The sequence below is a fragment of the Stenotrophomonas daejeonensis genome, assembly GCF_001431505.1.
GTDB classification, from domain to species: domain Bacteria; phylum Pseudomonadota; class Gammaproteobacteria; order Xanthomonadales; family Xanthomonadaceae; genus Stenotrophomonas; species Stenotrophomonas daejeonensis.
In genome coordinates, this window is the sequence record NZ_LDJP01000049.1 from 1 (window position 1) to 16,204 (window position 16,204).

The following is a 16,204-nucleotide window of genomic DNA, read 5'->3' on the forward strand; positions in this document are numbered from 1 at the left end:
TTCGTTGCCGTCAACACCTCATCGAGAGAGTGTTGACCCTTCAACCCAACCCCAAAGGGCCAGCGCCGAAGCGAGCCGCCTATTATGACCGGCTTTTCGCTTCCGTCAACTCCCAACTTCAGGAGCGGCGGCCTGTTTCGTGACCCGCTGCCCGACAAGCGAGCGCATGGACTGAAGCAAGGCGGCGCATTCTAGACACTTCGCTGAATACGTCAATGGCTTCGCGACGCTTGTTGATGCGATGGATCAACTTCGTGCCGTTCGCGCCAGACTCGGCAAATGCGGGGTTGCACGCACCCTTCGGGCGATGGCCGGACGTGGGCCACAATGCGGCCACCTCCCCCTGCTGCCTGCATGATGGCCGATACCGCCGCGCGCTCCTTCTTCCGCGATCTCTCGCTGCCGGCCGTCGTCGCCGGCTTCATCACGGTGCTGGTGGGCTTCGCCAGCTCGGCGGTGATCGTGTTCCAGGCGGCGCAGGCACTAGGCGCCGGACAGGTGGAGATCGCCTCGTGGATGTGGGCGCTGGGCATCGGCATGGGCGTGACCTGCATCGGCCTGTCGCTGCGCTACCGGATGCCGGTGGTGACGGCATGGTCCACGCCCGGTGCGGCGATGCTGGTGGTGGGCGTGGGCACGCTGCCGCTGTCCGATGCGATCGGCGCGTTCGTGCTGGCAGCGCTGCTGACGGTCGCGGCCGGGTTCTCCGGGCTGTTCGAGAAGGCGATGCGGCGCATCCCGGTGTCGCTGGCCTCGGGCATGCTGGCCGGGGTGCTGCTGCGCTTCGGGTTGGACGCGTTCGCGTCGGTGGGCACGCAGCCGCTGCTGGTGCTGGCGATGCTGGCCGTTTACCTGTCCGGACGGCGGTGGTTCCCGCGCTATGCGGTGATCGCCACCTTGCTGGTGGGCGTGGCGGTCGCCGCCGGCAAGGGGCTGATGCATGCCGAACAGGTGCAGTTGCAGCTGGCACGGCCGCTGTTCACGCCGCCGACGCTGTCGTGGGCGGCGTTGTTCGGCATCGCGCTGCCGCTGTTCATCGTGACGATGGCCTCGCAGAACGTGCCCGGCGTGGCGGTGTTGAAGGCGTCCGGCTACGACGCGCCGATATCGCCGGTGGTGGGCTGGATCGGCGTGGCCAACACGCTGCTGGCGCCGTTCGGCGCCTATGCGTTGAACCTGGCGGCGATCACCGCGGCGATCTGCATGGGCCGCGAGGTGCACGAGGACCGGGCGCTGCGTTATCCGGCGGCGGTATGCGCCGGCGCGTTCTACATCGTGATCGGGTTGTTCGGGGCGACCGTGGCGGCGGTGTTCGCGGCATTCCCGAAGGAGCTGGTCGCCGCGTTGGCCGGCATCGCCCTGCTCGGCACGATCGGCAACAGCCTGGCGGTGGCATTGAAGGACGAGGGCGGGCGCGAGCCGGCGTTGCTGACCTTCCTGGTGACCGCTTCGGGACTGTCGCTGGGCGGGATCGGCTCGGCGTTCTGGGGGCTGGTGGCCGGCGGGGTGGCCTTGCTGGTGTTGCGGCGGCCTGTCCGCTGACGCTGCCGATACTGTCGCGAACCCGGCCCTCACCCCAACCCCTCTCCCGCAGGAGAGGGGCCTCAATGGCAAGCTCTACAGCGGCTTGACCTCGAATACCTGCTTCAAGACATGGCGGCCCCCCGGGGCCAGCTCGATCACGTCCGGGCCGACGTTGGCAGCCTCGATGCAGACGTAGTTGCGCCAGCCGGCGCCGATGTCCTGCATGCGTTGCGCGGCCTGTTCGCCGGCGTTCCACAGCACCGCCGAGTAGCTGCCTTCGGTGCTGATGGCGATGCGGCGGGCGAAACCGGGGTCGCGCAGTTCGTAACGACCGCCGGCCGCGGTGTAGATGCGGTCGCTGCGGCCGGGATCGCGCGGGTCGCGCAGGTTCCAGTCGCCCTGCTGCACGTGGGCGTTGCCGCCGTCGAGCTTGTCGAGATAAGTCAGGCCATCGAGGCCGCCGACATCGACCGCCAGCGCATCGCTGACGTTGAAGTAGTTGTGCAAGGCCTGGGTGAAGGCGACGGGCTGGCTGCCGGTGTTCTCGGTGAGCAACTCCTGCTCCAGCACGCGGCCGATGCGCAGCGTCATCGTCAGCCTCAGCGACAGGTTTTCCATTGCCGGCGGGGCCAGTGTCAGCACCATCGTGCCGTCGCTCTCGCGCCGCGCGTTGCGCAATTCCCACGGCACGGTGCGGACGAAGCCGTGCGAAGGCACGTCGTTGCCCTGGCCTTGCCGCGCGAAGTACGGCCAGCACACCGGGCTGCCACCGCGGATCGGCGTCGGCGGTTGTTTGGCGAGGGGCGACAACCACATCACCTCGACGCCGTCCTTCGGCACGAACGACAGCAGCTGGCCGCCAAACACGCTGATGGCGGCGGTGGAGAACGGGGTTTCCACCTTCCATGCGGCGAAGCCGTTGAAATCGCCTGCACTCAGGCCTTGCACGTCCTTCATTGGAATCCTGCTCTGCACGATGGGGGATTGGGTGAATTGCGCATGGTTGGCCGGCAGCTTGAACGCGGTGGCGACGGAAGGTTCTGCATCGCGCAGGGCCTGCAGGATGCGGGTGCCGGCGCGGCCATCGGCGTCGGGCCAGCCCAGCCGCTGCTGCTCGATGCGGATGGCGCGGCGGGTAGCGTCGCCGACCATGCCGTCGGCGCTGCCGATGGGATGGCCGCGCGCGAGCAACAGCGTCTGCAGTTCGCGGCGTTCATTGCGGCCGAGGCCGGGGTCGTCGGTGGGCCACGCAGCCGTCAGGCCGCTGCCGCCACGCAGGCGGTCGGCGAGGGTGGCGATGGCCAGCGCGTAGCTTTCGGCGGCGTTGTAGGAATAGATCGCGTCGTAGTTGCGGAACGCCAGCAGCGCCGGCCCCTTTGCGCCGGCCGGCAGCAGCAGCGCGGCGGCGCTGTCGTCGGCCATCGTCGGCACCTGCAGCGGCGTGCCGTCGGCCAGCACGAGGCCGAGCGTGCGCCATGCGCTCAACGGCCTGCGCTTGCCGCGGCCGGCGAGGGTGGCATCGAAGCCTGCGGGGAGGCGCACTTCCACGCCCCACGGTTGCCCGTTGCGCCAGCCGGCCCGCTTGAGGTAGTTGGCGGTGGACGCCAGCGCGTCGGGAATGCTGGCGACCAGATCACGGCGGCCGTCACCGTCGCCATCGACCGCGATGCGCGCATAGGTGGAGGGCATGAACTGGGTCTGGCCGAAGGCGCCGGCCCAAGAGCCGGTGAGGCCTTCGGCGCCGAGGTCGCCGCCGTCGATCAGCGTGAGCAGGGCCAGCAGTTCGCCACGGAAGAACGGCTGGCGGCGACCGTTGCAGGACAGCGTGGCCAGCGACTGCAACAGCGGCCGTTTGCCGGTGACGCGGCCGTAGTCGCTCTCCACGCCCCACACCGCGACCACGGTGGCGGGGTCGACGCCGTACTGCGCGGCAAGGCGGTCGAGCAGTTCCCGGTGCGCGGCGAGCATGGCGCGGCCGTCGGTGACGCGCTGTTCGTCCACCAGCGCGGCGAGATAGTCCCAGATGGGCGTGGTGAACTCGGGTTGGGCGTCGAGCAGCGTCAGCACGCTCGGGTCCGGCACGACGTCGGCGAACAGGCGGTCGAAACGTTCGGCGGCCATGCCGTTGCCGAGGGCGGCCCCGCGCAGGGTGACGCCACAGGTACCAAAATCGGCAATGGCAGCCTGCGCGGCCGGTGCGGCGAATGCGCCAAGCAGGGCCAGCAGCGGCACTACCGGGGTCGGTTTCATGCTTGGCTCCTTGCGGCCGCGCAACTCCAGGCGAGGGCCGATGATAAACCGGCCCGCTCAGGCCGGTTGCAGCAGCCGCAGCCCGAACATGCGCCCCGGCGCGTCCCACGCCTGTCGCACGCGCAGGCCGGCGGCCACGGCCATGCCGGCGAAGCGGGCGTCGTCGTACTTGTGGCTGTATTCCACCCGCATTGCCTCGCCGGCGGCGAACGCGAACGCATGGCCGGCCACGTGCACCACCTGTTCGCTGTGGCTGACGAGGAAGGTCTCGATGCGCTGTCGCTCGACCACGTAGCGGGCGCGGTGGGCGAAGCCGTGCAGGTCGAAGTCGCTGCCGATCTCGCGGTTCAGGCGCGCCAGCAGGTTGAGGGTGAAGGCGGCGGTGACGCCGGCCGCGTCGTTGTAGGCGGCTTCGATGACGGCCGGGTCCTTGTCCAGGTCGATGCCGACCAGCGCCAGCCCGTGCGGGCCCATCGCCGCGCGCATGCCGCGCAGGATGGCGACGGCCTGTTCGGCGACGAAGTTGCCGAGGGTGGAACCGGGGAAGAACAGCAGCGTGCGCCGCGCCGGGCGCCGCGCCGGCGGCAGTGCGGGCGGGGCGGTGAAGTCGGCGCAGACCGGCAGCATCTCGATGTCCGGGAAATCCACGGCCAGCGCACCGACGCTGTCCAGCAGCGCGGTGCGCGAGATCTCCACCGGGGTGTAGGCCACCACGTCCGTCAGCGCCCGCAGCAGCAGGCGGGTCTTGCGGCCGCTGCCGCTGCCGTACTCGACCACCCGCGCCTGCGGCCCGACCTGCGCGGCGATCTGCGGCAGCACCTGTTGCAGCAGTTCCAGTTCGGCGCCGGTGAGGTAGTACTCCGGTTGGCGGGTGATGCGCTCGAACAATGCCGAGCCGCGTGCGTCGTAGAAATACTTGGACGACAGCGTGCGCGGCCGCGCCGACAGGCCGGCGAGCACGTCGGCGGTGATGGTGGCGCGGTCGGGACGGCGATCGACCAGGGCGGCCGGGAACGGTTCCGGCATGGCCATCAGGCATCCCTGGCCAGGCGCAGGCCGGAGAACTGCCAGCGTGCCGCGGGCGGGAAGAAATTGCGGTAGCTGGCGCGCACGTGCCCGGCCGGGGTGGCGCAGCTGCCGCCGCGCAGCACCTGCTGGCCGCACATGAACTTGCCGTTGTATTCGCCGGCGCTGCCCGGCAGCGGGCGGAAGCCGGGGTAGGGGCCGTAGGCGCTGGCGGTCCATTCCCAGACGTCGCCGAACAGCTGCCGCGGCCGGCCCGCATCCCCGGCCTGCGCCGCCGGATGCAGCAGCCCGGTGTCGGCGAAATTGCCGGCGGGCGCGCAGGCCGCGGCCGCCGCTTCCCATTCGAACTCGGTGGGCAGCCGGGCGCCGGCCCAGCGCGCGCAGGCATCGGCCTCGTACCAGCCCAGGTGGCAGACCGGCGCGTCCGGGTCCAGCGCACGCCAGCCACCCAGCGTGTATTCGCGTTCCAGCGCGTCGTCCCAGTACAGCGGGTGGCGCCATTGGCCGGCCTGCAGCTGCGCCCAGCCGTCGTTCATCCACAGCAGAGGCTCGCGGTAGCCGCCGTCGTCGATGAAGGCGCGGTATTCGGCATTGCTCAACGGGCGGTTGGCCAGGGCATGCGCCGGCACCAGCACGCGGTGGCGCGGTGATTCGTTGTCGTAGGCGAAGCCCGCATTTGCCGGCCAGGGCGGCGCGCCGATTTCGACGATGCGCTCGGGGAACGGCAGCCAGCACGCACTGCCCGCGGCATCGCTCGCCGCGGGCGGCAGGTCGTCGCGATAGGCCGGTTGCAGCGGGTTGCTCCACAGCGCGTGCTTGATGTCGGTCAGCAGCAGTTCCTGGTGCTGCTGCTCGTGTTGCAGGCCAAGCAGCAGGTGCCGTTGCGCCGGTTCATCCAATGCATCGGCATGCAGGCAGCGGCCGATGCGTTCATCGACCTGCGCGCGGTATTCCAGCACCTGTGCCAGCGTCGGCCGCGACAGCAGGCCGCGCCGGGCGCGCGCATGCGCCGGGCCGATGCTCTGGTAGTAGCTGTTGAACAGCGCCTGCCAGTGCGGATGCAGCGGCCGGTAGCCCGGTTGCAGGCCCAGCACGAACTGCTCGAAGAACCAGCTGGTGTGCGCCAGGTGCCACTTGGCCGGGCTGGCGTCGGGCATGCTCTGCAGCATCGCGTCCTCGGCCGACAGAGGCGCGGCCAGGGCCATGCTGGCCCGGCGCACCCGGCCGTAGCGCTCGGCCAGCGTGGCCGGTGCGGTCGCGGTGCCGGAAGCCTTCAGCAGGGCGGCGCTGGAGATCTGCATGCCGCCGATGCTTGCCCAAGCCCGGTTAGCGCGGCGTCATGGCCCGCGCCGGCGCTCAGCCCTGTGCGTCGAGGTAGTACCAGCGGCCACCTTCGCGCACGAAGCGGCTGTGCTCGGCCATGCGCACCGCGCGGCCGCCGCCGATGCGGTAGCGGGCGACGAATTCCACCTCGGCGCTGTCGGTGCCGGTGACGCGGTGGCGCTTCACGTCCAGCCCCAGCCATTGCGTGCGCTGGCCCGGTGGGTCGTCCAGCGACAACGCGGGTGGCCGGGTGGTGGGATGCCAACTGGCCAGCAGGTAGTCGGCATCGCCGGTGACATAGGCGCTGTAGCGCGAGCGCATCAGCGCCTCGGCATCGGGTGCGGCGGCGCCGGCGTGGTAGCGGCCGCAGCACTGGCCATAGGCCGGGCCAAGGCCGCAGGGGCAGGGGGAGGTGGGGGCGATCGGCATGGCGCATTTTCCCACCGCCGCCGCTGCCGCCACCAGCCGTCGCGGGCGTATGCTGTCGCGCCCTCGTCCACGCCCCCCCATGCTGGAACTGCTGCCCGCCGAACTACCTTGGCTGATCGTCATCGCCTTCGTCGCCGGGCTGGTGGACGCGGCGGTCGGCGGCGGCGGGCTGATCCAGCTGCCCGGCCTGTTCACCACCCTGCCGCAGCAGGCGCCGGCGGCGCTGCTGGGCACCAACAAGTTCAGTTCGATGTTCGGCACCGGCGCGGCGGCGTGGCGCTACGCGCGCTCGGTGCGCTTCCCGTGGCGGCCGGTGCTGCTGGCCGCGGCCGCGGCGTTCGTGTTCTCGTTCCTCGGCGCCACCGCGGTGAGCCTGCTGTCCAAGGGCGCGGTGCGGCCGCTGGTGCTCGCGTTGCTGGTGGTGATGCTCGGGTACACGCTGGCGAAGAAGGATTTCGGCGCGCTGCACCGCCCGCGCGAGGTCGGCCGCCGCGAACTGGGCATCGCGCTGGCGATGGGCGCGGTGATCGGCTTCTACGACGGCTTCTTCGGCCCGGGTACCGGCAGCTTCCTGATCTTCCTGTTCGTGCGCTTTTTCGGGCTGGATTTCCTGCGCGCCTCGGCCGCCTCCAAGGTGGTGAACCTGGCCACCAACGTCGCCGCGCTGGCGTTCTTCGTGCCCAGCGGCAACGTGCTGCTGGTGTTCGCGGTGCCGATGGCGGTGGCCAACATCGCTGGCTCGGTGGCCGGCACGCGCATGGCCCTGCGCGGCGGCACGCCGCTGATCCGCCGGCTGTTCCTGGCGTTGGTGGTGGTGCTGATCGCGCGCATGGGGTGGGACACCTTCGGCGGCTGAACGCTGGCCTGCCGATTTGATCCGGCGCAACGCGGACCGCATGCAGCTGTGCCCATGATGGCGCCGAGGCGGCCTCCCTCGCCGCCCGTGGAGACCCTCATGCACCTGGATTTTTCCGGCAAGGTCGCGCTGGTCACCGGCGCGGCATCGGGCATCGGCGAGGCCGTGGCCCGGCAACTGGCGACGAACGGCGCGCGGGTCGTCGTCGCCGACCTGGACCTCGCCGCCGCCGAAGCGGTGGCCGAATCCCTCGGCAGCGGCGCCCGCGCGCGGCAGTTGGACGTCGGCGACGCCGATGCGGTACGGCAGCTGGTGGACGCCAGCGTGGCCGAATACGGCGGCCTGCACCTGGCAGTCAACAACGCCGGCATCGGCGGCGCCAGCCTGCCCACCGCCGATTACCCGCTGGAGGAATGGCACCGCGTGCTCGGCGTGAACCTGCACGGCGTGTTCTTCTCGATGAAGTACGAGATCCCGGCGATCCTCGCCAGCGGCGGCGGGGCCATCGTCAACATGGCCTCGATCCTCGGCAGCAACGGCTGGGCCGGTTCGACCGCCTACGTGGCGGCCAAGCACGCGCTGGTCGGCATGACCAAGACCGCGGCGCTGGAATATTCGGCGCAGGGCCTGCGGATCAACGCGGTCGGGCCGGGCTTCATCGACACGCCGCTGCTGGCGGGCATGGACCGCGCGGCCTACGACGGCCTGGTCGGGCTGCACCCGATCGGGCGCCTGGGCAGCGCGGAGGAGGTGGCGGCGCTGACCTGCTTCCTGCTGTCGGAGCAGGCCTCGTTCATCACCGGCAGCTACCACCTCGTGGATGGCGGCTTTTCGGCGCGGTGATGGCGGCCAATATGCCGGGGAGCCTTACGGTTCCCCGATTTCAATGCTGCGGACGGTTCAGCGCAGTACCGCGCCGGCCAACGCCATCAGCAGCAACACGATGACCGGCAGCATCGACAGCATGAAGCCCAACGCGCGGCTGGCCGGGTTGCCGACGTAGGCGCGCCAGTAGACGAAGCGGCCGAGCAGGTAGACCGCGCCGATCCCGGCCACCCAGCCGGCCGGCCAGAAGCGCGCGGCGACGAACAGCGACGGCAGCAGGGCCACCATCAATTCCAAGGTGTTCATCTGCACCCGGTACGCGCGCTCGAAGCCTTCGTGGCCGGTGACCGCCGGTGCCTTCACGCCGTAGCGGCCACGCGCGCGGCCGACCATCGCGCCGAAGAACAGGTATTGGGCGACGGCGAGCAGGGCGACCAGTTCGATGTAGTGCATTGGGTTCTTCCGTGATTCTTGAACGTCATGGGAGTGGGGCGGTGGGAACACGACAATTCCGGTATCACCGACTTCGCTCGCCCCTCACCCCAGCCCCTCTCCCGTGGGGAGAGGGGCTTTCAAAGCAAGCGCTTCAGCGCCGTGCATGGCCTACTTCGATGAAGCGCAGGAACTCGGCGCGGGTGCGGGCGTCGTCGTGGAAGGTGCCGCGCATGCGCGAGGTGACCATGCTGACGCCGCGCTTGTGGATGCCGCGGGTGGTCATACACTCGTGCGCGCCCTCCACCACCACGCCCACGCCCAGCGGCCGCAGCACGTCCTGGATGCAGTCGGCGATCTGCGCGGTCATCTTCTCCTGCACCTGGAAGCGACGCGCGTAGGCCTCGACCACGCGCGCCAGCTTGGAGATGCCCACCACGCGGCCGTCGGGCACGTAGCCCACGTGCACGCGGCCGATGATCGGCGCCATGTGGTGCTCGCAATGGCTTTCGTACTCGATGTCGCGCAGCACGATCATCTCGTCGTAGCCGGCCACTTCCTCGAAAGTGCGTTCGAGGTATTCGCGCGGGTCGTCGTGGTAGCCCTTGAACCAGTCGCCGTAGGCCTCGGCCACCCGCCGCGGGGTATCCAGCAGGCCCTCGCGGGCGGGGTCTTCACCGGCCCAGCGCAGCAGGGTGCGCACGGCCTCCTCGGCCTGGGCCTGGGTGACGGACGGGTTCTCGGGATCGGCCATGACGGACAGCGCCTGGATTTCGGGGGTGGATATGCTACCAGCCGGGTACGCGGCGGGCACCGCAGGCGCAGGGCATGCAACGACGAAGGGCGCCCGTTGGCGCCCTTGTCCAGTGCCGCCTTCCGGCAGCAATCCCCTCCCTTGCGCGGCGCGCAAGGGAGGGCCCCGGGGAGGGGTGTTGCTCTGTCCGGCGCGTGCTTACTTGCCCAGCACGCCCTTCACGTAAGCGACGATGTCCGCGTCCTGCGCGTTGTCGAAGAACGCCTTCTGGAAGCGCTCGCCGCCGATGGCCTGCTTGACCAGTTCCGGGTCGATCGCCTTCAGGCCGTCGATGAAGTCCTTCGACGCGCCCTGCTTGACCTGCGCCAGGATGCCGGCGTTGGCCATCTGCGATTCCTTGCGCTCGACCGGGTAGCCCTGGCCGCGCTCGCCGGCGAAGGCTTTCTCGAAGATGTAGCGGATGTTGATTTCCGCGCCCCAGCCGAAGCCCTTGGCGAACGGCAGCGACAGCGCGTTGCCGCTGTTGACCTGGGCGAACAGGAACGCGTCGGTCGGCTCGATGCAGTAGCCGCAGTACACGCCCGGCCATGCGTTGAGCGACATCATCGCGCCCTGGCCGGTGCCGCAGCCGGCGACGACGAAATCCACCGCCTTGGCGTTGAGCAGCAGCGCGGCGCAGATGCCCAGGTGGATGTAGGTCAGGCGGTGGTCGTTGTCGCCGTCCATGCCGACGTTGAACACCTGGTGGCCCTGCGCGGCGGCGACGGTATTGAGCTGTTCCAGCACCACCGGGTTCTTGGCGGCCTGGCTGAATTCCTGCATCAAGGCGATTTTCATTGCGTGACTCTCTGTTTCGGTGTGGGGGAATGAATCCGGATGCAGGCGGGTAGGCGTACCCTCACCCGCCCTTCGGGCACCCTCTCCCGGCGGGAGAGGGAACCACGGATCAGCGCGCCAGCCAGCCGCCGTCGACCGGGATGATCGCGCCGTTGACGTAGTCCGAGGCGGCCGAGGCCAGGAACACCGCCGCACCGCCCAGGTCTTCCGGCTTGCCCCAGCGGCCGGCCGGGATGCGGTCGAGGATCGCCTTGCTGCGGTCCTCGTCGGCGCGCAGCTGCGCGGTGTTGTCGGTGGCCATGTAGCCCGGGGCGATGGCGTTGACGGTCACGCCCTTGTCCGCCCATTCGTTGGCCAGCAGCCGGGTGATGCCGGCGATGCCGCTCTTGGAGGCGGTGTAGGACGGCACCCGGATGCCGCCCTGGAAGGACAGCATCGAGGCGATGTTGATGATCTTGCCGCGGCCCTGGGCGATGAAGTGCCTGCCGGCGGCCTGGCTCATGAAGAACGCGGACTTGATGTTGACGTTCATCACGTCGTCCCAGTCCTTCTCGCTGAACTCCACCGCGTCGGCGCGGCGGATCAGGCCGGCATTGTTGACCAGCACGTCGAGGCGGCCGAGGCCGGCGACGGTTTCGGCAACCACCCGCTCGACCGGCTCGATGCTGATCAGGTTGGCTTCGATGTTGAGGAAGCGGCGGCCCAGCGCGCGCACCTTCTCGCCGGTTTCCTCGGCCGGGACGATGCCGGCGCCGGCGATGTCGGCACCGGCGGCGGCCAGCGCCACGGCGATGCCCTGGCCCAGGCCGGTATTGGCACCGGTTACCAAAGCGACCTTGCCTTCGAGACTGAATGGATTCGACATGCTGTTCCTCTCCCTGAGCGGTAGTGCGGGTTGGGGCGCCTGCTGGCGATCATTGCCCGGGGCGGTACCGCCGCCGATGCATTGCGGGGCCATCATAGCCAATTGGTAAACCGGTGTCATTTTGCACTGCGGGACACCTGGTTCCCTTTCCGGAACAATGGCTTGGGGGGTCAATCCAGCGGCGGCTGGCAGGAATCGCGCACGATCAGGTGCGGGCGCACGCTGGCGATCTGCAGCGCGGCTTGGCCCTCGGGCTGGATCAGCATGGCCGCGGCGGTGCGCCCGGTGTCACGGGTATTGCGCCGCACCGAGGTCAGCGACGGCCACAGCCGCGAGGCCAGCGGGCTGTCGTCGTAGCCGACCACCGACAGCTCGCGCGGGATGTTGATGCCGGTGCGCATGGCGACCTTGTAGACGCCGGCGGCCATTTCGTCGTTGCCGGTGAAGATCGCGGTCGGCCGCTGCTTGCCCAGCAGCAGCTTCTCGGCCGCGGCCACGCCCGACTCGAAGGTGTAGCCGGCCTCGATGATGCGCTCGGGCGGCAGCTCGATGCCGCGCCGGGCCAGCGCGCCAAGGAAGCCGGCGGTGCGGTCGTGGGCGGAGCGGTAGGCACCGGGGCCGGTGACCAGGGCGATGTCGCGGTGGCCGAGCGAGAGCAGGTAGTCGGCCGCCTCGGCGGCACCGTCGTGGTCGTGGGTCACCACCATCTGCGCGCTTTCGTCCAGCGCCGCCGAGGCGATGCGGGTGTAGCGGCAGCCGATCTCGTCGAGCATGTCGGCCAGCGCCTGGTCTTCCGAAGCGCGCGGCACCAGGATCACGCCGTGCAGCTTCTGCTGCTGCACGAAGCGCTTGACCCCCTCGATGTAGCCGGGGCTGCGGGTGTCGCAGGGGTGCACCACCAGCTCGAAGCTGGAGCCGCGCAGCGCGTCGAGCGCGCCGTACTGCATGTCCACCAGGTACTGCGCGGTGGGGTTGTCGTAGACCATGCCGATCAGGAACGAGCGCCGGAACGCCAGCCCGCGCGCCAGCGGGTCCGGCGCGTAGCCGACCTCGCGCATCAACGCCTCGACCTTGTCGCGGGTGTCTTTGCGCACCAGCGGCGAGTTGTTGATGATCCGCGACACCGTTTTCTTGGAGACGCCGGACAGCCGCGCGATGTCGTTGATCGTCGCCGGCCTGCCCAAGGGCCTGGTCGTGGTGTCGGAATCGGCCTTCTTGCGCAATGACATGTCCTTCAAACCATCCAGCGGGAACGGATTCTAGCGGGGCGGCAACGGCAACAGCGGCGCCGGCCGGGCCCCGATGGTAGCCCGATGCAGCCTGATATACCCGTGCGTACGGGAAACGACCGCCACCGGCGGCGGCGATGCTCAGCTGCGCAGCAACGCCGGCAGCCACAGCGACATTTCCGGGAAGAACGCCACCAGCAGCAGCACCGCCAGCCCGGCCAGCCAGAACGGCCAGATCGTCTTCATGCTTTCGCCGACGCTGATCTTGCCGATGGCGGTGCCGATGAACAGCACCGAGCCCACCGGCGGCGTCACCAGCCCCAGGCCGCCGGCCAGCACCAGCACCAGGCCGAAGTGGATCGGGTCGATGCCGTAGGCGCGCGCCACCGGCAGGAAGATCGGCGTGCAGATCAGGATCAGCGGCGCCAGGTCCATGAAGGTGCCCAGCAGCAGCAGCATCACCACGATCATCAGCAGCACCATGAACCTGCCGTGCGCGAAGGACTGCAGGAATTCCACCGCCGCCGCCGGCACCTGCAGGTAGGCCAGCAGCCAGCCGAACACCGCCGCGGTGGCGATCACGAACAGGATCACGCCGGTGCTGCGCGCGGCATGCACCACCGTCTCCAGGAACACGCGCCAGCGCAGTTGCCGGTACAGCACGCTGGTGACCAGCAGCGCGTAGACCACGGCGATGGCCGCCGACTCCACCGCGGTGAAGATGCCGGCGCGGATGCCGACGAAGATCAGCGCCACCAGCCCGAGGCCGGGCAGCGCTGCGACCAGCCGCAGCAGCACCGCGCGCAGGCCGGGGAAGGCCTCCACGCCGTAGCCGCGGCGCCGCGCCACCGCGTAGCCGGTGACCATCAGCACCACGGTCATCAACAGCGCCGGGACGATGCCGGCGGCGAACAGGTCGGCGATCGACAGGCCGCCGCCGGCCGCGGCCGAGAACAGGATCAGGTTGTGCGAGGGCGGCACCAGCAGCGCCACCAGCGCCGCGGTGATGCTGACGTTGACCGCGAAGTCGCGGTCGTAGCCACGCTGCACCATCTGCGGGATCATCGTGCCGCCGACCGCCGAGACATCGGCGATGGCCGAGCCGGAGACGCCGCCGAAGAACAGCGAGGACAGGATCGACACCTGCCCCAGGCCGCCGCGCAGGCGCCCGACCAACGAGGCGGCCAGCGCGATCAGGCGCTCGGAGATGCCGCCGCGCATCATGATCTCGCCAGCGAAGATGAATAGCGGGATGGCGATCAGCGAGGCGGTGCCGGTGCCGGCGGAGACCTGCTGCACCAGCACCACCGCCGGCAAGTCGAGGTAGAGCAGGGTGGCCAGCGCGGCGGCGGCCAGCGCGTAGGCCACCGGCACGCCGATCAGCAGCAGCACGGCGAACACCAGGAACAGGATTGCGATACCCATGATTCAGCGGTCTCCTTCGCCGGCGGCCGGGCGCAGCGCCAGCCACAGCCGGTTCAATGCAAACAGCGCCATCAGCGCGCCGCCGATGCTCAACGGCAGGTAGTTCACGCTCTGCGGCAGGTCGGCGCCGGCCGCCTTGATGTGCAGGCCATCCACCCACAGCAGCCAGCCCCACCAGGCCAGCACCGCGCCGATGGCGGCCACCACCAGCTGCACCAGCGCATCGACCAGCATCCTCAAGCGCGGGCCGAAGTGGTCGTGCAGCAGGTAGAAGCCGAAGTGGCGGTTGGTGTGCACGCCGGCGGCCGCGCCCAGGCTCATCGCCGTGCTCAGCAGCAGCAGCGTGACCGGCTCGGTCCAGCTCGGCGAATCGTTGATGACGTAGCGGGCGAACACCTGCCAGCCCTGCACCACCACCAGCCCGAGCAGGGCGGCGGCGGCGACGTGGATGACCAGGCTGGCCAGCTTTTCCAGCATGCGCTGGGCGCCGGCCGGCGTTGGGGATGGGTGGGTCTGTGACATGCGCGGCGGGCCTCAGGCGAATTCGCGGATGCGGCGGTGCAGGGCGGCGATCTCCGGCTGGCGCAGGTAGTCGCGCAGCAGCGGGGCGGCGGCGGCGGCGAACGCGGCGACGTCGACCTCGTTGGCCTTCACCCCGTGGGCCAGCACTTCCTGCCGCGCCTTGTCCTCGGAGGCGTCCCACTCGCGGCGCATCACCTGCACCGACTCGCGCGCCAGCTCCAGCAGCAGGCGGCGATCGTCCGCGGCCAGCGCGTCGAAGCTGCGCCGCGACATCAGCAGGATGTCCGGCGCATACGAATGGCGGCTCTCCGACCAGTAGTGCGCGGCCTCGAAGTGGCGGCTGGAATGGAAGCTGCGCATGTTGTTCTCGGCGCCGTCGATCATGTGCGTCTCCATGCCGGAGAACGTCTCGCCCAGCGACATCGGCGTCGGGTTGGCCCCGAACAGGCGCATCAGCTGCAGGAAGATGTCCGAGCTGGCCACGCGCAGCTTCAGGCCGTGCAGGTCGTGCGGCTCCACGATCGGGTGCTTGGTGTTGTAGAAGCAGCGCGCGCCGGAGTCGTAGATCGCCAGGCCGACCAGGTCGCGGCTCTCGAAGCCGGCCAGCACCGCGTCGGCAATGCCGCCATCGAGCGCGGCGCGCATGTGCGCGACCGAGTCGAACACGTAGGGCAGGCACAGCGCCCGGGTCAGCGGGAAAGCGTTGTTCAGCGCGCCGGAATAGACCCGGGTGATGTCGATGGCGCCGAAGCGCGCCATGTCGATCGCCTCCGACTCGCGGCCAAGCTGGCCGGAGTGGTACTGCGCCAGCCGCAGGCGGCCGCCGCTGCGGCGCTCCAGCTCCTGCCCGATCCACTTGACCGCGGTGACCGTGGGGTAGTCGGCCACGTGCACGTCGGTGGCGGTCAGCAGGCGGCCGCCCACGGCCGTGCCGTTGCCGCTGCCGGAACAGCCGGCCAGCGCCGACGCGCCGAGCGCGCCCAGGCCGGTGGCGAGAAAACCTCTGCGAGTGATCATTGCGCCCTCCACGCTCGTTCGCCGCGGGTGCCGCTCAGGCGGCCACGGCCCTGCAGGAAATTTCACCGTAACCTTCAAAGCGGATCACCGCCTGCTGGCCGACGGCAATGTCGTGGATGCCGGTGGCGTTGCCGGTGGCGATCAATTCGCCCTTCTTCAACGGCCGCCCGCGCTTTGCCGAGCGCGACAACGCGAACGCGTAGGCCGCGCGCAGGCCACCGGGCAGGTTGTTGGCGCCGCCGATGCCGACCACGTTGCCGTCGATCTCGGTGCGCGCCAGCAACCGCGCTTCGTCCAGCCGCATCCAGTCCACGATCTCCGTCCCCAGCACCAGCCCATTGTTGTTGCCGAAATCGGAGACCACCACCCGCGGCCCCAGCACGTTGATCGTCGCCAGCGGGCTGCTGGCCACTTCCACCCCGGTAAACAACCGTGCGGGCAGCGCGGCGGCGGCTTCTGGGGTCCAGTCGAGCTTGTCGGCGGGCGCATCGGCTTCCAGTTGCAGCACGTATTCGGCCTCGACCGCGGCGAAGCCACCGGCGCCGGAAAACACCGGGATATCCACGATGCTACCGGTAGCATTCCAGAGATTGCGCGAGAACACCGGCCCCAGCAGCCGCTCGTCGCCGGAACCATCGCGGCGCTCGGCGGCGATGTAGCCGACCTTCCAGCCGACCACCGCATCGTCCCAGCGCGCGATGGCCAGGTCCTGCACGCGGTAGGCGGTGACCAGATCCGGCGGGATCGCGCCGGGGAAATCCGCGAGCGAACGGCCGGCGCGGCGCGCCTCCACGAATTGGCGGGCGATGTCGTCCAGCACGGAAACGGCCGGGTCCTGGCTGCCTGGGTCGTTGCTCAAGTGATTCTCCTGGTGGCGTTGCTGCACCGCC

General features: G+C 69.9%; 16 protein-coding genes. 3 read left to right on the forward strand and 13 right to left on the reverse strand.

All coding sequences use genetic code 11. The features are described 5' to 3' along the window. Window positions 1-357: 357 nt before the first annotated feature. Window positions 358-1,542 (forward strand): benzoate/H(+) symporter BenE family transporter, encoded by a 1,185-nt coding sequence (locus ABB34_RS08565; RefSeq protein ID WP_057640927.1) that lies wholly within the window; start codon window positions 358-360, stop codon window positions 1,540-1,542. A gap of 75 nt (window positions 1,543-1,617) precedes the next feature. Here ABB34_RS08565 and ABB34_RS08570 read toward each other — a convergent pair whose 3' ends face one another. Genes ABB34_RS08570 through ABB34_RS08585 form a run of 4 tightly spaced genes read right to left on the reverse strand, consistent with a single transcriptional unit; the run spans window position 1,618 to window position 6,552 of the window. Beyond that, the gene (locus ABB34_RS08570; RefSeq protein ID WP_057640900.1) at window positions 1,618-3,774 is read right to left on the reverse strand and encodes a lytic murein transglycosylase; all 2,157 of its coding nucleotides are present in this window, start codon (window positions 3,772-3,774) and stop codon (window positions 1,618-1,620) included. A 57-nt stretch (window positions 3,775-3,831) separates the two neighbouring features. Next, a complete protein-coding gene (gene egtD, locus ABB34_RS08575) occupies window positions 3,832-4,806 on the reverse strand; it encodes an L-histidine N(alpha)-methyltransferase (protein ID WP_057640901.1) in 975 nt (324 codons plus the stop codon). Then, entirely contained in the window at window positions 4,806-6,101 is a 1,296-nt protein-coding gene (gene egtB, locus ABB34_RS15705) for an ergothioneine biosynthesis protein EgtB (RefSeq protein WP_057640902.1), read from the reverse strand. The genes egtD and egtB overlap by 1 nt, the downstream gene beginning before the upstream one ends. Before the next feature lie 55 nt (window positions 6,102-6,156). Continuing rightward, window positions 6,157-6,552, reverse strand: a complete 396-nt coding sequence (locus ABB34_RS08585; RefSeq protein WP_057640903.1) for a YchJ family metal-binding protein — start codon at window positions 6,550-6,552, stop codon at window positions 6,157-6,159. Window positions 6,553-6,631: 79 nt separating this feature from the next. Here ABB34_RS08585 and ABB34_RS08590 point away from each other — a divergent pair, with 79 nt between their 5' ends. Further along, entirely contained in the window at window positions 6,632-7,408 is a 777-nt protein-coding gene (locus ABB34_RS08590; RefSeq protein WP_057640904.1) for a sulfite exporter TauE/SafE family protein, read from the forward strand. A gap of 99 nt (window positions 7,409-7,507) precedes the next feature. Then, window positions 7,508-8,251, forward strand: a complete 744-nt coding sequence (locus ABB34_RS08595) for an SDR family NAD(P)-dependent oxidoreductase (protein WP_152979558.1) — start codon at window positions 7,508-7,510, stop codon at window positions 8,249-8,251. Between the two features lie 57 nt (window positions 8,252-8,308). Here the strand turns inward: ABB34_RS08595 and ABB34_RS08600 are convergent, their stop codons facing one another. From ABB34_RS08600 to ABB34_RS08640, 9 genes are all read right to left on the reverse strand, one after another. Next, window positions 8,309-8,686 carry an MAPEG family protein gene (locus tag ABB34_RS08600; RefSeq protein WP_057640905.1) on the reverse strand — a complete coding sequence of 126 codons (378 nt, stop codon included), beginning with the start codon at window positions 8,684-8,686 and terminating at the stop codon, window positions 8,309-8,311. Window positions 8,687-8,819: 133 nt separating this feature from the next. Beyond that, window positions 8,820-9,419, reverse strand: a complete 600-nt coding sequence (gene folE / locus ABB34_RS08605) for a GTP cyclohydrolase I FolE (RefSeq protein ID WP_057640906.1) — start codon at window positions 9,417-9,419, stop codon at window positions 8,820-8,822. 198 nt (window positions 9,420-9,617) lie between these two features. Next, window positions 9,618-10,256, reverse strand: coding sequence for an RpiB/LacA/LacB family sugar-phosphate isomerase (locus tag ABB34_RS08610; RefSeq protein ID WP_057640907.1), 639 nt, complete (start codon window positions 10,254-10,256; stop codon window positions 9,618-9,620). Window positions 10,257-10,365: 109 nt separating this feature from the next. Continuing rightward, a complete protein-coding gene (kduD, locus tag ABB34_RS08615) occupies window positions 10,366-11,121 on the reverse strand; it encodes a 2-dehydro-3-deoxy-D-gluconate 5-dehydrogenase KduD (RefSeq protein WP_057640908.1) in 756 nt (251 codons plus the stop codon). Window positions 11,122-11,291: 170 nt separating this feature from the next. Continuing rightward, entirely contained in the window at window positions 11,292-12,350 is a 1,059-nt protein-coding gene (locus tag ABB34_RS08620; RefSeq protein WP_057640929.1) for a LacI family DNA-binding transcriptional regulator, read from the reverse strand. Window positions 12,351-12,491: 141 nt separating this feature from the next. Beyond that, window positions 12,492-13,775: a TRAP transporter large permease gene (locus ABB34_RS08625; RefSeq protein ID WP_057640909.1), complete on the reverse strand. Its 1,284-nt coding sequence runs from the start codon at window positions 13,773-13,775 to the stop codon at window positions 12,492-12,494. A 3-nt stretch (window positions 13,776-13,778) separates the two neighbouring features. Continuing rightward, window positions 13,779-14,297: a TRAP transporter small permease gene (locus tag ABB34_RS08630; RefSeq protein ID WP_057640910.1), complete on the reverse strand. Its 519-nt coding sequence runs from the start codon at window positions 14,295-14,297 to the stop codon at window positions 13,779-13,781. Window positions 14,298-14,309: 12 nt separating this feature from the next. Further along, window positions 14,310-15,314 carry a TRAP transporter substrate-binding protein gene (locus ABB34_RS08635; protein WP_057640911.1) on the reverse strand — a complete coding sequence of 335 codons (1,005 nt, stop codon included), beginning with the start codon at window positions 15,312-15,314 and terminating at the stop codon, window positions 14,310-14,312. Window positions 15,315-15,348: 34 nt separating this feature from the next. Further along, window positions 15,349-16,173 carry a 2-keto-4-pentenoate hydratase gene (locus ABB34_RS08640; protein WP_057640912.1) on the reverse strand — a complete coding sequence of 275 codons (825 nt, stop codon included), beginning with the start codon at window positions 16,171-16,173 and terminating at the stop codon, window positions 15,349-15,351. Window positions 16,174-16,204: the final 31 nt, after the last annotated feature.